16 protein-coding genes are annotated in these 18,394 nt (G+C 30.2%); 15 read left to right on the plus strand and 1 reads right to left on the minus strand.

All coding sequences use genetic code 11. The features are described 5' to 3' along the window. Positions 1–563: endonuclease III (gene nth, locus ACRC28_RS14925; protein WP_438544232.1), on the plus strand; the 563-nt coding region annotated here is incomplete at its 5' end. 136 nt (positions 564–699) lie between these two features. On the opposite strand, the gene ACRC28_RS14930 is transcribed toward nth, so the two are convergent. Continuing rightward, a complete protein-coding gene (locus tag ACRC28_RS14930; RefSeq protein ID WP_438544233.1) occupies positions 700–1,572 on the minus strand; it encodes a DMT family transporter in 873 nt (290 codons plus the stop codon). 260 nt (positions 1,573–1,832) lie between these two features. Here ACRC28_RS14930 and ACRC28_RS14935 point away from each other — a divergent pair, with 260 nt between their 5' ends. From ACRC28_RS14935 to gpmI, 14 genes are all read left to right on the plus strand, one after another. Then, positions 1,833–2,537, plus strand: a complete 705-nt coding sequence (locus tag ACRC28_RS14935) for a response regulator transcription factor (protein ID WP_438544234.1) — start codon at positions 1,833–1,835, stop codon at positions 2,535–2,537. A gap of 11 nt (positions 2,538–2,548) precedes the next feature. Continuing rightward, a complete protein-coding gene (locus ACRC28_RS14940; protein WP_438544235.1) occupies positions 2,549–4,105 on the plus strand; it encodes a sensor histidine kinase in 1,557 nt (518 codons plus the stop codon). 51 nt (positions 4,106–4,156) lie between these two features. Continuing rightward, positions 4,157–5,104 carry a glycoside hydrolase family 25 protein gene (locus ACRC28_RS14945; protein ID WP_438544236.1) on the plus strand — a complete coding sequence of 316 codons (948 nt, stop codon included), beginning with the start codon at positions 4,157–4,159 and terminating at the stop codon, positions 5,102–5,104. A gap of 206 nt (positions 5,105–5,310) precedes the next feature. Continuing rightward, positions 5,311–6,816 (plus strand): VanW family protein, encoded by a 1,506-nt coding sequence (locus tag ACRC28_RS14950; RefSeq protein WP_438544237.1) that lies wholly within the window; start codon positions 5,311–5,313, stop codon positions 6,814–6,816. Positions 6,817–7,032: 216 nt separating this feature from the next. After that, a complete protein-coding gene (locus ACRC28_RS14955; RefSeq protein WP_438544238.1) occupies positions 7,033–7,878 on the plus strand; it encodes a Cof-type HAD-IIB family hydrolase in 846 nt (281 codons plus the stop codon). Positions 7,879–8,004: 126 nt separating this feature from the next. Next, entirely contained in the window at positions 8,005–8,466 is a 462-nt protein-coding gene (locus ACRC28_RS14960; RefSeq protein ID WP_438544239.1) for a tRNA (cytidine(34)-2'-O)-methyltransferase, read from the plus strand. A 19-nt stretch (positions 8,467–8,485) separates the two neighbouring features. Further along, a complete protein-coding gene (locus tag ACRC28_RS14965) occupies positions 8,486–9,331 on the plus strand; it encodes a DegV family protein (RefSeq protein ID WP_438544240.1) in 846 nt (281 codons plus the stop codon). Positions 9,332–9,514: 183 nt separating this feature from the next. Next, positions 9,515–10,591 (plus strand): BMP family ABC transporter substrate-binding protein, encoded by a 1,077-nt coding sequence (locus ACRC28_RS14970; protein ID WP_438544241.1) that lies wholly within the window; start codon positions 9,515–9,517, stop codon positions 10,589–10,591. 91 nt (positions 10,592–10,682) lie between these two features. Beyond that, entirely contained in the window at positions 10,683–12,062 is a 1,380-nt protein-coding gene (rpoN, locus tag ACRC28_RS14975; protein ID WP_438544242.1) for an RNA polymerase factor sigma-54, read from the plus strand. Positions 12,063–12,207: 145 nt separating this feature from the next. Continuing rightward, positions 12,208–13,239 (plus strand): sugar-binding transcriptional regulator, encoded by a 1,032-nt coding sequence (locus ACRC28_RS14980; RefSeq protein ID WP_438544243.1) that lies wholly within the window; start codon positions 12,208–12,210, stop codon positions 13,237–13,239. A gap of 59 nt (positions 13,240–13,298) precedes the next feature. Next, positions 13,299–14,303, plus strand: coding sequence for a type I glyceraldehyde-3-phosphate dehydrogenase (gap, locus tag ACRC28_RS14985; protein ID WP_438544244.1), 1,005 nt, complete (start codon positions 13,299–13,301; stop codon positions 14,301–14,303). 112 nt (positions 14,304–14,415) lie between these two features. Further along, a complete protein-coding gene (locus ACRC28_RS14990) occupies positions 14,416–15,606 on the plus strand; it encodes a phosphoglycerate kinase (RefSeq protein ID WP_438544245.1) in 1,191 nt (396 codons plus the stop codon). A gap of 93 nt (positions 15,607–15,699) precedes the next feature. Continuing rightward, positions 15,700–16,446, plus strand: coding sequence for a triose-phosphate isomerase (tpiA, locus tag ACRC28_RS14995; protein ID WP_438544246.1), 747 nt, complete (start codon positions 15,700–15,702; stop codon positions 16,444–16,446). Between the two features lie 156 nt (positions 16,447–16,602). Continuing rightward, the gene (gpmI, locus tag ACRC28_RS15000; RefSeq protein WP_438544247.1) at positions 16,603–18,135 is read left to right on the plus strand and encodes a 2,3-bisphosphoglycerate-independent phosphoglycerate mutase; all 1,533 of its coding nucleotides are present in this window, start codon (positions 16,603–16,605) and stop codon (positions 18,133–18,135) included. Positions 18,136–18,394 lie beyond the last annotated feature (259 nt).

Below are 18,394 nucleotides of genomic sequence, written 5' to 3' on the forward strand. Positions count from 1 at the left end.
TAAATCATGAAACTCCATTTCAATTATTAGTAGCAACGTGTCTTTCAGCACAAACTACTGATGTTAAAGTAAATCAGGTTACAGAAACATTATTTAAAGATTATCCAGACTTAGAAAGTTTTGAAAAATTAAATAATGAACAGATAGAAGAAAGAATAAAGTCTATAGGACTTTACAGAAATAAAGCTAAGAATTTAGTTCTTATGTGCAAACAATTAAGAGAGAATTTTAATGGAGTTGTGCCAAACACTATGGAAGGAATAACTTCCCTTGCAGGAGCAGGAAGAAAAACTGCAAATGTAGTTTTATCAAATGCATTTGATGTACCTTCAATAGCTGTAGATACACATGTGTTTAGAGTTGGGAATAGATTAGGACTTGCTCATTCAGACAATGTATTAGAAGTTGAATTACAACTACAAAAAGAATTACCTAAGAAAGAATGGTCGTTAACACACCATCTTTTAATATTCCATGGTAGAAGATGTTGTTCATCACAAAGACCAAAATGTATGGAATGTCCTTTAAACCATATATGTAAATGGGAAGGAAAGTTAATGTAGTTAAGAATTAAGAATTAAGAATTAAGAAGGAAAAGTGGCTATTGCCACTTTTTTTAAAGAAAGTAAGAGATCATCTCAAAATGAGATGGTCTCTTTACATTATCATAAATGAGATTGACTAAATTAGAAATTTCATTTATTTTGACTCTGTTTTTAGAGCTTGTTTTTTGTTGTATAGGAACATGTAGAAGGAGGCGCCTATTACTATGAAGTAGCCGATTATACTGTATATGTCTGGTATTTGACTGAATATAAAGAAGCCAAATAAGGCTGAGAATATTATTTGTGTGTAGTTGTATATTGAAATTTCTTTTGCTGGGGCATATTTGTATGCTGTTGTTAGGGCGAATTGTCCTATTGATGCAACTACTCCTGATATTAATAAGAAGAATAATTCTTCTGGTGTAAATGGTGTAAAGTCGAATACTACAAATGGTAGTGTTACTACTATTGAGAAAAATGAGAAGAAGAATACTATTGTAGGTCCTTTTTCTTTATTTCCTAAAAATCTTACAAAGGTGTAAGCACCACCTGCACAAATTGCTGAAAGTAATCCAATTAAAGCTGGAATTGCTGTCATACTAAAGCTTGGTCTTATTATAAAAAGACTTCCAAAGAATGCTACACATAAAATATAAATTTGTTTTCTTGTTATTTTTTCTCTTAAGAAAAGTGCAGAGAAAATTATAACGATGAAAGGTGAAAGGTTGTTTAACATATTTGCATCTGAAAGAACTAAGTTATCTATAGCGTAAAAGTTTGCTATTATACCGATAGTACCTAAAAGTGCTCGTCCTATTAAAAATTTCCTGTTTTCTGGTTTACCAAATAATCTATCACCACTTTTTCTAACAAAGTAAAATGCTACAACACAACTTACTAAGTTTCTAAAAAAGCTTTTTTCAATAGATGGAATTCTATTTCCTGCAAGCTTTACAAAAACACCCATAAGTGCAAATGAAAAGGCAGTTATTAAAATTAAAATAATTGCTTTATTTTTGTTGCTCATAAAAATCTCCTTTTGTAAATTAGTTAATAAATTCATTATACATTATATAAATATTTATATAAGAATTGTCAGAAAACTAGAATTTAAATATAAAGTTTTAAGAAAAGAATAAAGAAATTCTAAAAAAAGTTTATTTAAATTAAAAATATTGGTACAATATATGTATAAAATATTAAGGAAATATTAATAAAATTAAAAGGAAATTATTAAGAAGTATAAAGTAATATTTAATTAAGGGAAAAGTAGGGGGATAAATAAAAATGGAAAAAATTCTTATAGTAGATGATGAAAAAGAAATTAGAGATTTAATAGAGATATATTTAAGAAGTGAAGGATATGAAATTTTTAAAGCAGAAAATGGATTAGAAGCTTTAGAAATATTAGAAGGAAATGATATAGATTTAGTTGTTTTAGATGTTATGATGCCAAAGCTTGATGGAATTCAAACTTGTATAAAAATTCGTGAGAAAAGTGAATTACCTGTAATAATGTTATCAGCTAAAAGTGAGGATATAGATAAGATATTTGGTCTGAATATGGGAGCGGATGATTATATAAGTAAGCCTTTCAATGCATTAGAGCTTTTAGCAAGAGTGAAATCTCATTTAAGAAAATACGGTCGCTTTAAGTTAATGGGAAGCAAGGGCTTTGTTGAAGAAATTAAAAATGAAATAATAATTGATGATTTAACATTAAAATTAGATTTACATCAAGTTTTTAAAGGCGATGACTTGATAAAACTTACACCAACAGAATTTGAAATTTTAAAGCTTTTAGGAAGCAATAGAGGAAAGGTGTTTTCAATTTCTAATATCTATGAAAGTGTGTGGAAGCAAGAGTATTTAGAGTCAGATAATACTGTTATGGTGCATATAAGAAAAATAAGAGAAAAACTAGAAGAAGATTCAAGAAGACCAAGATTTATAAAAACAGTATGGGGAGTAGGATATAAAATCGATAAGTAGGTGAGGAATACTTGAAAAAGATTAATATAAAAAGAATAAGTGAGAGTTTAGAAAAAAATAAAGGAATTAAAAGATTAAAAAAGTTAAAAGAAAAAATTGAAGTTAAGGTTAGGACAAACTTAAGATATGAATTGGTTTTTCTAGTTGGAATCTGCTTTCTAATAAGTATTATTGTTGGTACTGTAGTAGGTGGTGTTTTATTTGATACTACAAGAAAGATTGTTAAAACGGATGTTGGAATAGAAGAGTTTAATTCTATAGCAGATGGTTTTGTAGAAAATCTTCAGACTGAAACAAGAGGAAGAGAAGTAAGTATAGAGGATGGAAAGTTTTTTACTGAAATGCTTCAAGATTCAAGTGAAAGTGTATATGTTACAGATTTAGAAGGAAAGGTAATATATAAGAGCAGAAATGGAAAAGAAGTTCAATTTAGTATATTTAAGCTTCTATCAAGCTTGAACCAAAGTCAATACGTTAAGCCGCAAGAGATTGAAATTATAGAAGGTAGGGATGCAGGAGTTGTGTCTTACGAACCACAAATTATAACAAGGGTATATCCTTTAACAGTTAAAAATAAGGAATACTATGTTATTTATGAAGGATTTCCACAGATAAATACATGGACATCATTTGAAAGTTCATCTAATGATATATTGGGGTTTGTAGTTGGAGTTTTAGTATTTGTTTTTTCATTTATATATGTAATAAATAAAAAAGTTAAATATTTAGATAAAATATCAGATGAAATAAAAATTATTGCAAGTGGAGAACTTTCACATAGAGTAGAAGTTAGAGGGTGTGATGAGGTCTCAAACATTGCAGAAAATATAAATTTAATGGCAAGTGAAATAGAAGAAAAAATAAAAATGGAAAGAAAAGCAGAAAAAACAAAGGCAGAGCTTATTACAAATGTATCCCATGACTTAAGAACACCACTTACCTCAATAATGGGATATATAGGTCTTTTAAAAGATAAAAGATATAAAAGTGAAAAAGAGATGGAAGAATACTTAAATATTGCATTTAAAAAGTCAGAAGGTTTAAAAGGACTTATTGAGGACTTGTTTGAATATACAAAGCTTAATAATACAGAAATGAAGCTTGATAAGGTTGTAGTAAATTTAAGTAGTATGGTATCACAAATAGTTGATGAAATGACACCAGTGTTTGAAAAAAATGATTTAATTTTAGTTAAAAATATTGTGGATGATAAAATTTTAAGTAATGTAGATCCAGATAAAATGGTAAGAGTATTTGAAAATATTTTATCTAATGCATGTAAATATTCATATAAGCCAGGAACTGTTGTAATGGGAATATATGAAAATGAGGGGGATATAATTATTTCAGTTAGAAATAGAGGTCCACATATAGAAAAAGAAAAATTAGATAAGCTTTTTGAAAGATTCTATAGAGGTGATGAGTCAAGGAATACAGAGAGTGGAGGAACAGGACTTGGGCTTGCTATTGCAAGAAATATAATTAAAATGCATAATGGATTACTTTGGGCTGAATGTGTTGAAAATGATATAACTTTTTATATAAAGCTTCAAATATATAGGAACTAAAAGAAAATCTAAAAATAGTATATAAATAGAAATATTATTTTTGGAGGAATTATGCAAAATAAAAACAATAATAGTTTATTTTTAATTGATTTAAATGAGTATACACAAAATCCGAATTTTTCAGTATTAAAGGAAAAAGCTGCAGGAATTTATTTAAGAACATCTGGTTCAGGAAGTGGAAGTTTTAGATTAGATAAAAAATTTGTAGAGTTTGCAAAGATATGTAAGCAAAATGGAATAAAAACTGGCGGGTATCATTATGGAATTCCATCATATAACTTAGCTACAGCAGATAGCCAATGTGATGATTTTATAAATGCACTTCAAGAAGGATATGGTAAAAGGTTTTATGGAGATTTTATGCCAGTTCTTGACATAGAAGAGCCTACAACTCCTAAAATGAATACAGATGTTTTACTTAAATGGATTGATAGATTTAGAAAAAGATTTGAAAAAAAGACTAGAAGAAGATTAATGCTTTATGTATCGGTGAATTTTGTACAAGTGAATAATAATTTTAAACTTTCTAATGGAACATATCCACTAAATAATATGCCTTTATGGATAGCAATGTACACATGGATAAAAGGAAATCCAGAGTTTCCTCCTAATGTTGGAGGATGGACAAAATGGAGAATGTGGCAGTATACAGATAAAGAAAAGGTGGAAGGGGTAGATAATTTAGTAGATGCAAATTATGGTCCTAATAATTTAGAGCTTTTAATGCAACCTGGAAATGTTCAAAACTTTAGTGGTAAAGTAAATAAAGGAAATGTTTGTTTAACTTGGACTAAAAATAAAGATATAGATTTAGGAGGATACAATATATTTGTAGATAATTATTGGATAGGAACTGTTGATGCAAATATAACGAATTATAATATTCCAATAGTTAAATTGTATAAACCATATGGAAGAAATATAGTCTTATCTATAGAAGCTTTTGATATAGAAGGAAATGTTTCGCAAGTGAGAAGCAAAATTAATTTAACTATATAAGAATAAAAAATGAAAAATAGCCATACAAAATAAGTGTATGGCTATTTTTGTAGAAAAAGGTTTAAAAATATATTTAAAATAGTTACTAAAAACCCTTATAATTTGTATAAATTTACTGTATAATTATGATACGTTTATAAAAAAAAGATATATTTCGTAAAAAAACTAAGAAAAAATAGTTAAAAGAGAATAAGGTGGGGGAAGCTATGAAAAAAGAGAAAAAAGGCTTTAAAAGTTTTTTAGATAATAATAAAAAAAGATTAGCAATTGCAGGATTTACATTTGTAGCAGTAGGTGTAGGTGGTGGAATGTACGTATCTAGCATTGAAAACACTGTAGAGGAATGGAAAGACAAGATTTATCCAGGGGTAAGTATTCAAGGGGTTGACTTATCAGGAAAAAATAAAGAAGAAGCAAAAAAAGCATTAGATGAAGGTTTACTTAATAAAATTTCTGAAAAGAAAATTTTAATTAAGGTTGATGATAAAGAATATAAGGGAAGTTATAAGGAAATTGAAGGGACTTTAGATATAAATAAAGCTGTGGAAGATGCTTTAAATTATGGGAAAAATGAGAGTATCTTTAAGCAAAAAGACTTTATTAAGGGTGAAAATAAAAAAGAATTAACTACAGAGCTAGTATATAATGATAAAAAATATGATGCATTTAAAAATAATGTAGATAAAAAGATGAAAGTAAGTGCAAAAAATGCAACTATAAATATAGTAGGAAATACGAAGAATATAACTGATGAAGTTGTAGGGAAAAAGATAGATTCAAAGGAATTAGATGAAAAGTTAAAAGAAGAATTAAATTCTAATTTAAATGAAGATACAGTTATATCTTTAAAAATGGTAGAAGATAAGCCGAAAGTAACAAGAGCTGACTTATCAAAAATAAAAGATGTTATAGGATATTATGAATCTTCCTTTGCAACATCAAATGCAGGAAGGTCTGCAAATATTGCAGCAGCAGTTGGATTTGTAGATGGAACAGTTTTAATGCCAGGAGAAGAATTTAGTTATGATAAAGCTACATCTACAGATAAGAGCAAATATCATCAAGCACCAGTATATATAAACAATAAAGTTGAAATGGATATTGGTGGAGGAATATGTCAAGTATCATCAGCTTTATATAGAGCAAACATGTTTGCAAATATAAGACCAACAGAAAGACATAATCATTCATTAACAGTTTCATATGCAAAACCAAGCTTAGATGCAACAGTTGCATGGGGATATTTAGATTATAAATTTAAAAATCCATATGATGCACCTATATATATAAAAGGAACGTCAGATGGAAAAGTTATAAGATTCTCTATTTATGGTGATAAGAGCAAGTTAAATGGAAGAACTTATGATATGTCAAATGAAATAATAAAAACAATTCCACCAAAAGAAAAAATCGAGAAAGATCCAAACTTAGAAGAAGGAAAAAGAGTTGTTGTATCTGGTGGACAAGTAGGATATGTTTCAAAAGGATATCAATTAACATATGAGAATGGAAAGTTAATTAAAAAAGAATTAGTATCGACTGATACTTATGCAACTACAGATAGAGTGGTAAAGGTTGGAACTAAGAAAAAGGCAGCACCAGAGCCAACTCCAGAGCCAACCCCAGAGCCAACACCAATTCCAGAACCAACTCCAACGCCAGACCCAGCTCCAGCACCTCAAGGAGAGGTTACACAGGAGCCAGCAGCATAAATTATTAACTATTGAATAATCAATTTGAAAAATAATCTCGGTAGGAATGTCTACTGAGATTGTTTTTAGATTAGTGGAATAATGCGTAGTAGAAAGTAAGGATGAAGGTTGACTAAATTAAAGAAAAGTTTTAACCTTATTTAATAGAAATACATGAAAGTTTTTTATAAAGAAAAGTGGAAGCTGAAGATCATGTTTTAAAAAGAGGTGGATTTTATGAAGTATAAAATGATATGTATAGATATGGATGGAACTTTACTTGGGAAAAATAGAAGGATATCTGAAAAGAGTAAGGAAGTTTTAAAAGAAGCTAGCGAAAAAGGGATAAAGATAGTTGTAACTACTGGAAGACTTTATAATAATGCTGCATATTTTTCAGAACTTATAGGAGCAAGTGCTGCAGTTATTGGTGGTAATGGGGCTATAATAATGGAGAAAAATAAAGTTAAGCCTATTTATAGAAGTAAGTTTAATAAAGAAATATGTAAGAAGCTTTTAGAACTTGCAGATAAACACAAGGTTATACTTCACTTCCACACAGTAAGCAATATAGTGTCAAACAGTTATTTAAGTTCTAATGTGGCTAAAATAGTACTACCAGGAAGAAAGTATGATGGATTTAATATTCATTTAGGAACTATAAAAAGTAAAAAGGTTTGGGATAAGGTTTTAGAAGAAAAGGCAGAGGCTATAACAAAAACAATTTTATTTTCATTAGAACCTAAAAGAATAGAAGCTTATAGAAAAGATTTAGATAAAATTGAAGAGGTTACATACTTTACATCTGGAAATAGAAGTATAGAAATAAATATGAAGGGTGTATCAAAGGGGAATGCAGTAAAACGATTAGCAGAACATTATGGAATAAAAAGAGAAGAAGTTATTTGCATTGGAGATAATGAAAATGATGTTTCTATGATTCAGTATGCAGGTCTTGGAATAGCAATGGGAAATGGGATTCAAAAAGTTAAAGATATTGCAGATTATATAACAGATACAAACGTAAATGATGGAGTAAGAAAAGCAGTTGAAAAATTTGTTTTAAGGGAAGAAGAGATTTAACAAAACTTTTGACTAAAGTTAGTAGTTGTAGTATTATGTGAGAGATAGTATTTAAATAAAATAAGATGAACAAAAAGTGTTGTTCATCTTATTTCATTATTTAATATAAAGTAGAAGGTGAGTTTTTTGAATTTAAATATAGTTATGTATCAACCAGAGATACCACAAAATACAGGGAATATAGCAAGAACATGTGTATTAACAGGTTCTAAGCTACATTTAATAAAGCCGTTAGGATTTAAAATTGATGATAAGCAAGTTAAAAGAGCAGGACTTGATTATTGGAGTGAATTAGATTTAGAAATACATGAAAGCTATGAAGATTTTATAGCAAAATATGGGGATAATAAAATATATTTAGCTACTACACATGGTGGAGAGCACTATGATGAGATTAAATTTAATGAAGGTGACTTTATAATGTTTGGAAGAGAAACATGTGGTGTACCAGATGATGTACACAATGCACATGAAGGTGTTAGAATACCAATGATTCAAACAAGTACAAGAAGCTTAAATTTATCGAACACAGTTGCAATCATTGCATATGAAGCCTTAAGGCAAATAGGCTTTCCTAATATGAAGTAGAAAGAAAGGGAATGAGGGAATGGAAAAAATTAAAATAATTACAGATAGTACTGTTGATTTACCGAAAGAGCTTTTAAAAGAACTTGACATTGAAGTAATGCCGGTTTTAATTAACTTTGAAGAAGAAAGTTATTTAGATGGAATTGAAATTAATACAGATGAATTATTTAAGAAGATGGATGAAACAGGAATTTTCCCAACAACAGCTCAAATAATTCCAAGTAGATTTGAAGATATCTATAAAAAGTATTTAGATGAGGGGTATAAAGTTTTATCAATCATTATGTCATCAGGAATGAGTGGGACTTATGAAGCAGCTTGTTTAGCAAAACAAATGTTAGAAACAGAAGATGTACATATAGTTGATTCACAAACAATTACATCTGGTCTTGGACTTTTAGTTTTAAAAGCAGCTAAACTAAGAGATGCTGGAATGGAAGTTGAAAATATTGTAAAAGAATTAGAAGACGTTAAAGGACGTATAGACAGTTCTTTAAGCTTTGAATCATTAGACAACCTTGTAAGAGGTGGAAGATTACCAAAAGCTGTTAGTGTTGTTACAGGACTTTTAGGAATAAGATTAATATTAGAAATAAAAGATGGAGTTATGTCTTTAAAAGGTAAAGTTCGTGGAAATAAAAAAGCAGTTAAAAAAATAATTGCTGATATTGAAGAATATAAACCAGTTAAAGATATGCCAGTTATAATTGTTAGCGTTGGTGAAAATGACGAAATCAAAAACGGAATTATAGAATATTTAGAAAATAATAATATTGAATATATAGAAGGACCTGTTGGATGCTCAGTTGCAATCCATTCAGGAAATCAAGCTGTTGGAGCTTTCTTCATAAGTGAAAATAGATAAGAGAAAAGAAGGAGTTACCCTAACTTAATTTAAAGTTAGGGTAACTCTTTTTTGTTTTAAATAAAATATTATTTAGGGGTGGCTATTATTTAAAGGAATGAATAAAATAATTTAAGACTTTCGATGCATTAAAAAAATAATCTAGGGAAAAATATTTTAAAAGTAAAAAGGAGTGAGATTGTTTTGGAAGGTATTAAAGGGAATAAAGTAATTTTAATTTTGCTATTAATAATATTATATTTATACATACTAATGGCTGTTGTTGGATGTGAGACACAACCTGTTGGAGAAAGATATATGTGGAATAATGATTTAGATGTATCTTTAGTTTGTGAAGACTTTAAAGAGGAGCCTTTTTTAGAGCTTGGGAAAAAAGGAATTATGGATGCGAAAGAAGAAGTTGGAGTAAAACCTAATATAGTTCTATTGAATTTAAATGATACTGATAAACAGGTGAATGCTGTTATGAATAAAACTGCAATTAATAATAATTTAGTTATTATTTTAGGAGGATGGCTTAAAAATGCTGTGAAGGTTTCTAGTAGACAACTTAGAGCGAGAAATTTTGTTGTTATAGATGAAGTTTTAAACGAACCAAATGTAAAATCAATTATATATAAGAGTGAAGAAGGGGCATTTTTAATGGGGATTATTGCAGGAAAGGAAACTAAAAAAGATAATGTAGGATTTATAGGTGGATTAAATGATGATGAGGGGGCAAGTTTTTTAAGTGGATATATAAGTGGGATTAAGATTAGTAATGAAAAGGCTTTTGGAAATATAATGAGGGATGTAAATATTGATTATACAGAAGATTTTAAAGATGAAAATAAAGCTTATGTAAAAGCAAAAGAACTATATGGGAGTGGATGCGATATAATTTTTCATGCTTGTGGAGCTGCAGGTAAGGGAGTGTTTAGAGCTGCTAAAGAAACAGGGAATAAAGCTTTAGGTGTAGATGTAAACTCTAGTGCAGTTTATCCAGAATATAAAGAAGTAATTATATCATCAATGATAAAAAAGATTGATAAATCAGTAGTAGATGTGTGTGCAGAAATTAAAGAAGGAAATTTTAAAGCAGGAATTAAAAATTTAAAAGAGGTTGGGATAAAGGAAGGATATATAGATTATTCAGAGGATACAAAAGAAAATGTATCAAAAGAAACCTTTGATTTTTTGAATAAATATAAAATAGAGGTAAAAGAAGGTGTGTTAAAAATTCCTGATAAATTATTCCAAGTTGCAGAATTCAATAGCTAAATAATTAAATTAAGAATTGTTTGAATTGTTTGAAATATAATTTCTATGCTATAATTTAAATATTAAAATAGAGAGAAAGTTGGTGATTATATTGAAGATGGAATATTCTATGAATCTTACTCAAGAGCAAAAGCTTCATATGACGCAGGAAATGCAATTATCCATAAAGATGCTACAAATGTCAGTTACAGATTTAAGAGAATATATAGATAAAGAATTTGCAGAAAATCCGATTTTGGATATGAAGGATAATAATCAGGAAAAGTCATCTATAGCAGAAGAAAAAATGATGGATAAATATGATTATAAAGAAATGATAAAATATTTTGAATTTGATAATTATGGAGCACAAAGTAGAGGGGTATATGATGACGATGAGGTTTCACCTTTCAATTTTATATCAGAGAAAAAATCACTTAAAGAATATTTAAGAGAGCAATTAGTAGAGTTTAATATAGAGAAGTACAAAGAAATTATTTGTGATTATATAATAGAAAATTTAGACCATAGAGGATATTTAGAGTGTGATTTAGATGTGATATGCAGTGAGTTAAAAATAAAAAAAGAACTTGGTGAAGAGTGTCTAGAAATTGTACAAGATTTAGAACCTTATGGAATAGGTGCAAGAGATATAAAAGAATGTCTTTTATTACAATTATACAAGCTTGCATTAGATGATGACATAATGAAAGAAATTGTAAATAATCATTTAGAAGACATAGGGAATAATAAGTATGCTCTTATTGCTAAAAGTCTTAAAATATCTCCAAGAGAAGCTCAAAGATATGGTGATGTAATAAAGAAATTAGAGCCTAAACCATCAAGGGGCTTTTTTACAGGGGAAGATGTTAAATTTATAATACCAGATGCAGCTATACGTGATATAGATGGAGAGTTAATAATAATAATGAATGATAGCATACTCCCGAAGCTATCTATAAATAGTGGATATAAGAAGGTTATAAATGAAAAAGAGGAAGATAAAGAAGCTACTGAGTATGTTAAAGACAAGCTAAGTAAAGCATTGTTTTTAATAAAAAGTATAGAGCAAAGAAGAAGTACTCTTTATAGGGTTTTAGAAGAAATAATTAAAAGACAGAGAGAATATTTTTACAAAGGATATAATTATTTAAGACCAATGACATTAAAAGAGATAGCTGAAAAGTTAGAAGTTCATGAATCAACTGTAAGTAGAGCTGTGAAAGATAAGTATATTTTAACAGATAGAGGAACGGTGAAAATAAAAGACTTGTTTACAACTGCTATAAATTCAAATGAAGATGTTGGAGTAATGAAAATAAAAAATAGAATAAAAGAACTTATAGATGCAGAAGATAAAGGTAAGCCATTATCAGATCAATATATATCAGATAAGTTAACTGAAGAAAAATTAGAAGTGAAAAGAAGAACTGTTGCAAAATACAGGGAAGAGCTTGGAATAAAGGCATCTAGTAAAAGAAAAAGAATATAAAAAATCTTCTGAAAAAGAAAAATTTATAAATAAAAGAAAAAAATTTAAATTTCCCCTTTAAAATTTGTACATTTTATCTTATAATAGATTTGTGGGACGCAAATGTGATGAGCGGGACACTATGTGACCAAAGGGAGTGTTTAGGTTGCAAGATATAATAAGATTACAGAAAAAAGTAGTTCCAGAATTAATGGAAGTATTAGAAAAAAGATATAATATACTTAGAACTATCGAGGTTGATGGACCAATAGGAAGACGTGTTCTTTCAAGTGAACTTGAGTTAAGTGAAAGAATTGTCAGAACTGAAATAAGTTTTTTAAAAACACAAGGTCTTATTGAAATCAATACTCCAGGAATGACAGTAACAGAAAGTGGTAGAGAAGTTGTTGAAAAGCTTGAGGGCTTTATTCATGAACTTAAGGGCTTAAACGATTTAGAAGTTAAAGTTAAAGAAAAGCTTAATGTTAAGAAAGTCATAATAGTTCCAGGTGATGTGGATAATAATTTTAATATCTTAAAAGATATTGGAAAAGCTGCATCAAAATATTTAAAATCAGTTATTAAGGAAGATTCAATAATAGCATTAACTGGCGGAAGTTCAGTTAGAGAAGTTATAGAATCATTTCCTAAAATAAATAAATATTCAAAGGTTCTTGTAGTACCAGCTAGAGGTGGTATGGGCAAAAAAGTGGAAACACAAGCAAATACACTAGCAGGAGATTTAGCCAAAAAGCTAAATGCACATTATAAGCTCTTACACATTCCAGAGAATATAAGTCCTGAAATCTTAGATACCTTAAAGGAAGAAAAAGAAATTAAGGAAATAGTTCAAAGTATCCACAATGCTGATATTTTAATATATGGTATTGGAGATGCGATGAAAATGGCGCAAAAGCGTGGAATCTCTGAAGAAAAAATCTCTAAGTTAAATGATTTAGAGGCTGTAGGTGAGGCTTTTGGATGTTACTTTAATAAAGATTCTAAAGTGGTTTCAGAAACAACCGCTATTGGAATAAATATAAACAATGCTCGTGAAGTAGCAACGCATATTGCAGTTGCAGGTGGAAAGAGCAAGGTTGAGTCTATTATAGCCACTCAACTAAATAACACACATGCTGTGTTAGTAACAGACGAGGCAGTAGGACATGAAATATTAAATTGTCTGAAAACTCAGTAAAAAGGTTTATAAAAAATTTTTATAAAAGCAATTTTTAGCTATTTTAGGAGGTATTTACAATGGTAAATGTAGCAATTAATGGTTTCGGAAGAATAGGAAGATTAGCGTTAAGATTAATGGTTGAACAACCAGAAAACTTCAACGTAGTAGCAATCAATGACTTAACAGATGCTAAAATGTTAGCACACTTATTCAAGTATGATTCAGCACAAGGAAGATTTAACGGAGAAATCGAAGTTAAAGAAGGAGCTTTCGTAGTTAACGGAAAAGAAATTAAAGTAACTTCAGAAAGAGACCCTAAAAACTTACCATGGGGAGAATTAAACGTAGACATCGTTTTAGAGTGTACTGGATTCTTCGCAGGAAAAGACAAAGCTTCAGCTCATATTGAAGCAGGTGCTAAGAAAGTTGTTATATCAGCTCCAGCTGGAAACGACCTTCCAACAGTTGTATTCAACACTAACCACGAAATATTAAAAGCAGAGGACACAGTTATTTCAGGTGCTTCATGTACTACTAACTGTTTAGCTCCAATGGCTGACGTATTAAGCAAGCAATTTGGATTACAAAAAGGTTTCATGACTACAATCCATGCTTACACTAACGATCAAAACACTTTAGATGCTCCACATGCAAAAGGTGATTTAAGAAGAGCTAGAGCTGCTGCTGCTTCAATCATCCCTAACTCAACTGGTGCTGCTAAAGCAATCGGATTAGTTATCCCAGAATTAGCTGGTAAATTAGACGGAAACGCTCAAAGAGTTCCAACAATAACTGGATCATTAACTGAGTTAGTTTGTACTTTAGACAAAAAAGTAACTGTTGAAGAAATCAACGCTGCAATGAAAGCTGTAGCTAACGAATCTTATGGATACACTGAAGACGAAATCGTATCATGTGATATCATAGGAACTAGCTTCGGATCATTATTCGATGCAACTCAAACTAAAGTTATGGAAGTTAACGGAGAGCAATTAGTTAAAGTTGCTTCATGGTACGACAACGAAATGTCATACACTAACCAATTAATCAGAACTTTAGGATACTTCGCTAACTTAAAGTAATCTAAATTAATTAGATAGTTAAAGAAAAAAATTAAAGGTCTGGTTTTGTAGTATAAGGCTATAAGGCCAGACTATTTTAAAATGTATAAATATATTTAAGAGGTGAAAGAGAATGAACTTCAATAAAAAGACTGTAGAAGATATCCAAGTAAAAGGTAAAAAAGTTTTAGTAAGATGTGATTTTAACGTACCATTAAAAGATGGTGTTATAACTGATGAAAATAGATTAGTAGGTGCTATGCCAACTATAAAATACTTAGTAGAAAACGGAGCTAAAGTTATCCTTTGCTCACATATGGGTAAACCAAAAGGAGAAGCTAAGCCTGAATTCTCATTAGCACCAGTTGCTAAAAGATTAAGTGAAATGTTAGGTAAAGAAGTAGTATTTGCTGCTGACGATAACGTTGTTGGTGAAAACGCTAAAGCTGCTGTAGCTAACATGAATGATGGAGATGTTGTTTTATTAGAAAACACAAGATTCAGAAAAGAAGAAACTAAAAATGGTGAAGAATTCTCTAAAGAATTAGCAAGCCTTGCAGATGTTTTCGTAAACGATGCATTCGGAACTGCTCATAGAGCTCACTGTTCAACAGTTGGAGTTACTGAATTTATAGATACAGCTGTATGTGGATACTTAATTCAAAAAGAATTAAAATTCTTAGGAGAAGCTGTTGAAGCTCCAGTTAGACCATTCGTTGCAATCTTAGGAGGAGCTAAAGTTTCTGATAAAATTGCTGTTATAAACAACCTATTAGAAAAAGTTGATACTTTAATAATCGGTGGAGGAATGGCTTACACATTCTTAAAAGCTCAAGGATACGAAATCGGAACTTCATTAGTTGAAGCTGATAGAGTTGACTACGCTAAAGAAATGATCGAAAAAGCAGAAGCTAAAGGAGTTAAATTCTTATTACCAGTTGACCACAGAGTTGCAGCTGAATTTAAGGATGTTGAAGCTATAGTTACTGAAGATCAAAACATTCCAGCAGGACACATGGGACTAGATATCGGACCAAAAACAGAAGCTATATATGCAGAAGCAGTTAAAGAAGCTAAAACAGTTATATGGAATGGACCTATGGGAGTATTCGAATTCGATAACTTCAACAAAGGTACTATTGCAGTAGCTAAAGCTATGGCAGAATCAGATGCTACTACTATAATTGGTGGTGGAGATTCAGCTGCAGCTGTAAATATCTTAGGATTTGGAGACAAAATGACTCACATCTCAACAGGTGGAGGAGCTTCTCTTGAGTTCTTAGAAGGTAAAGTATTACCAGGAATAGACGCTTTAAATAGCTAATTTAAAATAGTTTTTAATATATTTTAGCCACTCTTTAAAGGTGACTTTAGAGTGGCTAATACTTTCACAAAATATTTATAGAGGTGATTTATAATGAGAAAAGCAATAATTGCAGGAAACTGGAAAATGCACAAAACACCAGCAGAAGCTGTTGAAATGATAAACGAATTAAAACCATTAGTAAAGGATGCTACTTGTGAAGTAGTTATATGCCCAACTTTTGTATGTTTAGATGCTGCTGTTCAAGCTGCTAAAGGATCAAACATCAAAATAGGTGCTCAAAACATGCACTTTGAAGAGTCAGGAGCTTTCACAGGAGAAGTTGCTCCAGGAATGCTTGAAGCTATGGGAGTTGACTATGTAGTTATAGGACACAGTGAAAGAAGAGAATACTTCAATGAAACTGATGAAACTTGTAACAAGAAAGTTAAAAAAGCTTTCGAGCACAACTTAATTCCAATGCTTTGCTGTGGAGAAACTTTAGAGCAAAGAGAATCAGGAAAATTTGTTGAAGTTTTAGAAGCACAAATCAAAGCTGATATGGCTGGATTAACTAACGAGCAAGCAGAAAAAGTTGTTATAGCTTACGAACCAATCTGGGCTATCGGAACAGGAAAAACTGCTACTTCAGATCAAGCTAACGAAACTATCGCAGCAGTAAGAAACGTTGTTTCTGAGATGTTTGGAAAAGAAGTTGCTGATAAAGTAAGAATCCAATATGGTGGATCAGTTAAACCTGGAACTATAAAAGAGCAAATGTCTAAATCAGACATCGATGGAGCTTTAGTTGGAGGAGCTAGTTTAATAGCTGACGACTTCTCTAAAATAGTAATGTACTAATTTTAGACTTAAAAAGCAATAGTTAACATAGCTATTGCTTTTCTTGTTATAAAGACATTAATATAGTATAATAAAAGTATAAAATAATGATTATTTAATGGAAATAATTATTAATTAAGGAAATGTATATTTGTAAGTAAATGGAGGAAGAGAATTATGGCAAAGAAACCAGTAATGTTAATGATATTAGACGGTTTTGGAATTGCAGAGGCTTCAGAAGGAAATGCAGTTTCATTAGCAAAAAAACCAAACTTTGATAGATTAGTAAAGGAATTCCCAGTAAGTGAATTACAAGCGTCAGGAATGGAAGTTGGTCTTCCAGAAGGACAAATGGGAAATTCAGAAGTTGGACACTTAAATATAGGTGCAGGAAGAATAGTATACCAAGAGTTAACTAGAATAACTAAAGCTATGTTAGATGGTGAAGTAAGAGAAAATGAAGCATTATTATCAGCTATGAAAAATGCTAAAGAAAACAATACTTCATTACACTTAATGGGACTTTTATCAGATGGTGGAGTTCACTCACACATTGACCATTTAAAAGGACTTTTAGAGTTTGCTAAAGCTTATGGATTACAAAAAGTATACGTTCATGCATTTATGGATGGAAGAGACGTTGCACCATCATCAGGAAAAGAGTTTATAGAAAAAACTGAAGCTATGATGAAAGAAGTAGGAGTAGGTGAAATAGCTACTATAAATGGTAGATACTACGCTATGGATAGAGATAACAGATGGGAAAGAGTTAATCTTGCATACAATGCAATAGTTCTTGGTGAAGGAGTTAAAGCAAATAGTGCAATAGAAGCTATTGATAACTCATACCATGATAACAAAACAGATGAGTTTGTATTACCATGTGTTATAGAAAAAGATGGAGCACCTGTTGCTAAAATTAAGAGTGGAGATTCAGTTATATTCTTCAACTTTAGACCAGATAGAGCTAGAGAATTAACTAGAGCTATAAATGATAAAGAGTTTGATGGATTCAAGAGAGAAACTTTAAATCTTACATTTGTAACTATGACTCAATATGATAAAACTTTAGAAGGTGTACATGTTGCATTCAAGCCACAAACACTTACAAACACTTTAGGAGAGTTTGTTGCAGCTAAAGGATTAAATCAATTAAGAATAGCAGAAACTGAAAAATATGCTCACGTAACATTCTTCTTTAATGGAGGAGTTGAAACTCCAAATGAAAATGAAGATAGAGCATTAATAGCATCACCAAAGGTTGCAACTTATGACTTACAACCAGAAATGAGCGCTATGGAAGTTACTGATGAATTAATTAAGAGAATAGATAGCGATAAATATGATATGATTATCTTAAACTACGCTAACCCAGATATGGTAGGACATACAGGAGTTATTCCAGCAGCTATAAAAGCTATAGAAACTGTAGATACTTGTCTTGGAAGAGTAGCAGATAAAATATTAGAAAAGAATGGTTCATTATTTATAACTGCAGACCACGGAAATGCAGAAACAATGATAGATTTCTCAACAGGAACACCATTCACAGCACATACAACAGATCCAGTACCATTTGTATGGGTATCTAACGATGCTAAAGGAAAAACATTAAGAAATGGTAAGCTTGCTGATATAGCTCCAACAATGTTAAATGAAATGGGACTAGAGGCACCAAGTGAAATGACTGGAGATTGCTTAACTAAGTAGTTAAGAGGGAAGAGTTAAGAAGGAAGAGTTAAGAGAAAATTCGCGTGGCGAATTTTGAATAGGAAAGAAAAACCCAATTGGCAGAGCCAGTTGGGTTTTTCTAACTATTAACTATTAACTATTAACTATTAACTATTAACTATTAACTATTAACTATTAACTATTAACTATTAACTATTAACTATTAACTATTAACTATTAACTAACCTGAATGGTGTAGTTTTGATTTTCTTCTTTTCCTATAAATACATCATAGTTT

Source organism: Clostridium sp., from assembly GCF_051650885.1.
Classification (GTDB): Bacteria; Bacillota; Clostridia; order Clostridiales; family Clostridiaceae; genus Clostridium.